The following is a 4,352-nucleotide window of genomic DNA, read 5'->3' as shown; positions in this document are numbered from 1 at the left end:
CGCCGGCGGACCCGGCGCCGGACCCGCCAGCGCCAGCCCCGCCGCGCCGACCCCGGCGATCGCCACCACCGGCATGTCCTTCACCCCGACGGCGACGTCGAGCGCCGTCGCCAGCTCCGTACGCGCACCGGCCAGGTCCCCCCGTACGCAGGCCAGCAGCCCCCTCCCCGTCCGTACGATCGCCTCGATCTGCGGCACCGCCATCGTCCCCCGCCGCAGCGTCGCCAGCGACTCCTCGTACCACCGCGCTGCCTCGGCCCACTCCCCCGCGCACCGCGCGAAGTCGCCGAGGGTGTAGTGGCACAGCGCCGCGACGTGTGAGCGCCCGTCGCGCGCCGCCGTACGCAACACGCGGTGCAGCTCCGCGCGCGCCGCCTCCGTGCGCCCCTGCGCCGCGTCGAGCTGGGCGAGCCGGACGCGCAGCTGCCCCACGTCGTCCTCGGCGCGCACCTCGCGCATCAGCCGCAGCGCCTCCTCGTACCCCGACCGCGCCCGCTCCGTGTCCCCCAGCAGCGCCCGGAACTCGCTGAGCTGGTGCAGCGCCATCGCCAGCCCCCACCGGTCGCCGGCCTCGCGGAACCCGTCCGCCGCCGCCACCAGGTCCTCCGCCACCCCGGGCGCGTACCCCCGGTTCTCCCGGAACGCGGCCCGGATCATCCGCAGCAGCGCCCGCGCCCACGGGTCCGGGTGCCCCAGCCGCGCGTCGATCGCCGCGAGCCCGCGCTCCTCGTCGTCCGTGAACACCGCGATGCCCGGCTCCAGCACCGCCAGCATCGGGTGCCCGGCCTCCGGGTCGACGCGCGCCACCAGCGCCGTCAGCTGCTCGATGGTCTCCGCGCTGGGCCGGGTCTGGCCGGCGGTGGCCGAGTTGATCAGGTAGAAGCCGAGAGCGACGGCGTGCGGTTCGAGGGGAGGGTCGCCGGGGACGTCGAGGGCGAGGCGGAGCCAGTCGGCGGCCTCGGTGTGGTTGCCGAGGATCGTCCAGTAGATGCCGAGGGCGGCCACCAGGCGTACGGCGGTCCCGGCGTCCTCGGCGTCGATGGCGTGGCGCAGGGCCGCGAGGAGGTTGTCGTGCTCGGCGTCGAGCAGGGCGATCCAGCCGAGCTGGTCGCGGCCGCGGATCTGCGGGTCCGCGGTCTCCGCCAGCCGGAGGAAGTACGCGGCGTGGGCGGCCCGTACGCGGTCGAGGTCGCCGGCCTCGGCGAGGCGGTCGCGGCCGAACTCGCGGATGGTCTCCAGCATGCGGTAGCGCGGACCGGCGCCCGGCTCAGCCTGCGCGCCGTGCGCGCCGTGCGCGCCGTGCGCGCCGTGCGCGCCATGCGCGCCGTGCGCGCCATGCGTGCCCTGCGTGCCCTGCGATGCTTCCGCGATCTGCAGCAGGGACTTGTCGGCGAGCGCGGCGAGCAGGTCGAGCGCGGTGACGACGTCCATGCCGCACACCCCCGCGACGGACTCGGGCGTCGCCCCGCCGGGGAAGACCGACAGCCACTCCGCGAGCCGCCGCTCCTCGTCGTCGAGCAGTTCCCAGCTCCAGGCGACGACGGCCTGGAGCGTACGGTGCCGGGGCAGCGCGGTTCGGCTGCCGGTGGTCAGCAGCCGGAACCGGTTGTCCAGACGGGCGGCGACCTGCTCGACGGGCAGCGAACGCAGCCGGGCCGCGGCCAGCTCGATGGCCAGCGGCAGGCCGTCGAGGCGGCGGCAGATCTCTGCGACGGCGGCGGCGTTGCCGGGGCCGACGGCGAAGTCGGGGCGGGCGGCGCGGGCGCGGTCGGCGAAGAGCCGCACGGCGCCCGGGGGCGCGGGGGCGGGGGCGGCCGTCATGGGAACACTCCGCCGTCGTCGCCGCCGCCCGGGCCGGCGTTGCCGTTGGCGCCGCCGTCGTTCCAGCCGCCTGAGTCCGTCTCCCCGGTGGTCTCGCCGCCAGAGTCTGTCTCTCCCGTCGTCTCGCCGCCGGAGTCCGTCTCCCCTGTCGTCTCGCCGGTCGTCTGGCTGCCGTTCTCCCCGCCGCCGCTCTGGCACTCCCAGTCCCACGGCTCGCACGTCTGGCTGGGCGGGGGCGACGTCGAGGGCGGCGGGCTGGTGGTCGGGTCGACCGGCTCCTCGGTGGGCTGGCTCCGGGTCGGCTCGGGGTCGACGTCCTCGGTCGGGGAGGGGTCGGGGACGCCGCCGCCGTCGACGATCTCGCCCAGCGGGCCCGGCTCCGGGAACTCCGCCACGTCCTCGCCCTTCAGGGCGGCCTTCATGTAAGAGGTCCAGATCTCCGTCGGGATCGCACCACCGTGGATGGAGTCGAAGCCGCCGGTGCCGTTCATGGACAGCAGCTTCTGCTCCTCGCTCCGCGGGTCGGTGCGGAAGAGGGTGACGGCCGTGGACAGCTGCGGGGTGTAGCCCACCCACCAGGCGGACTTGTTCTCATCCGTGGTGCCGGTCTTGCCGGCCGCGGGCCGCCCCAGGTCGAGCGCGGCGGCGCCGGTGCCGCTGCCGAACTCGCCGAACTCGCCCTCGATGACGTTCTCCTTCATCACCTTCGTCACGGTGTCGGCGACGTTGGCGTCGATGCCGCGCTCGGTGCGGTGCTCCTCGTAGCCGCCCAGCTCGTCACCCTTGTGGATCACCTTCGTCACGGAGTACGGCTCGATGTGCTCGCCGGAGGCGGCGAACGTTCCGTACGCGCTGGCCATGCGGATGGCGCTGGGGGTCGAGGTGCCGATGGAGAAGGAGGCGTTGTTGTTGGGGTCCATCGAGTCCTCGAGGATGCCGAGGTTCTCGGCCGTCTCGCGGATGTTGTCGAGCCCCACGTCGATGCCGAGCTGGACGTACGGGGTGTTGATGGACAGCCCGGTGGCCATGTTCAGATCGACGTACCCGTAGCTCTGGTCGGCCTCGTTGACCTGGCGGAAGTCCTTGCCTCCCGGCCCCGGCATCGGGTCGCCGTTCCGGTCCCGGATGATGATGTTGTTGTTGCCGTTGTACTTGCTCTCCGGTGAGATCGGCTCGCCGTCGCTGAGGTACGTGCCGTTCTCGAACGCGGAGGCGAGGACGAACGGCTTCCAGGTGGAGCCGACGGGGACGCCGAGGGTGTCGGCGTTGTTGCTGAAGTGGTCCTTGTCGAAGCCCGCGCCGCCGTACAGGGCGACGATCTTCCCCGACTCCGGCTCGACCGACGCCCCGCCGAACTGGACGTGCTTGTCCTTCTCCCGGTTCTTCGGGTCGAGGTAGTCCTTGCGGGCGTCCTCGACCGCCGTCTGCATCTGCGCGACCTTCTTCTTGTCGAAGGTCGTGTAGATCCGGTAGCCGCCGCGCTCCAGCTGCTCCTTGGTGATGTCGGAGGTCTTCATGACGTATCTGTTGGCCGTCTCGACGAGATAGCCCTTCTGGCCCGTCAGACCCGCGCTGGGGTTGTACTTCGCGATCTTGGGGAACGTGTCGTACTTGGCCCGCGTGGCGGGCGACATCATCTTCTTGCCGTCCAGCTCGACCTCGGTCTGCCGGTCGAGGATCCACTCCCAGCGCTCCATGGCCCGCTCCCGGTTGGCCTCCGGCGAGGCGCCGGGGACGGAGCCGCCCTGGGGGTCGTAGAGGTCGGGGCCCTTGAGGACGGCGGCGAGGAAGGCGGACTGGTCGGGCCTGAGGTCCTCGGCGTCGACGCGGAAGTACGCCTGGGCGGCGGCCTGGATGCCGTAGGCGCCGCGGCCGTAGTACGCGGTGTTGAGGTAGCCGGCGAGGATCTCGTTCTTGTCGACCTTCGCGCCCACCTTGATGGAGACGAACAGCTCCTTGACCTTGCGCGAGAGCGTCTGCGACTGGTCGTTGAGCATGGCGTTCTTCACGTACTGCTGGGTGATGGTCGAGCCGCTCTGGGTGGAGCCGCCGCCCGCCATGTTGAGGACGGCGCGGGTGATGCCCTTGGGGTCGATGCCCGGGTCGGAGTAGAAGGTGGCGTTCTCCGCGGCGATGACCGCGTTCTGCATCTCCTTCGGGATGTCCTCCAGATCGACGATCTGGCGGTTGCGCTCCCCGCCGTACGTGGCCATCTGGGTGCCGTCGGACCAGTAGTAGACGTTGTTCTGCGCCTTGGCGGCGGCGGCGACGTTGGGCACGCTCACCAGCATGTAGCCGAGGAAGAACAGGCCGACGAGCGCGCCGAAGCCGAGCACGCACATCCCCATGACCTGCTTCCAGGAGGGGAGCCAGCGGCGCAGGCCGGTGTGGTTCGAGCGGGGGTAGTCGATGAACCGCTTGCGCGGCGGCGGCTCGGGGCGGCGCCTGCGGCGCGGGCCGTCGTGGCCGCCGGCGGCGGAGTAGCTGCAACCGCCGTCGTCACTCTCGTCGTCGTTGCCGCCGCCGGCGCC

At 72.4% G+C, this 4,352-nt stretch carries 1 protein-coding gene and 1 pseudogene; both read right to left on the bottom strand.

The genetic code is table 11. The features are described from left to right. Positions 1 to 1,791: pseudogene (locus ABD317_RS34000) on the bottom strand (ATP-binding protein); the annotation flags it as partial. Positions 1,792 to 1,817: 26 nt separating this feature from the next. Beyond that, on the bottom strand, positions 1,818 to 4,352 hold a 2,535-nt coding region (locus tag ABD317_RS33995; RefSeq protein ID WP_344295208.1), incomplete at its 5' end, for a transglycosylase domain-containing protein.

The sequence above is a fragment of the Streptomyces synnematoformans genome (assembly GCF_039531005.1).
Lineage (GTDB): Bacteria > Actinomycetota > Actinomycetes > Streptomycetales > Streptomycetaceae > Streptomyces > Streptomyces synnematoformans.
The sequence above is the reverse complement of the archived record's forward strand: the minus strand, read 5'-3'. Positions and strand labels throughout refer to the sequence as shown.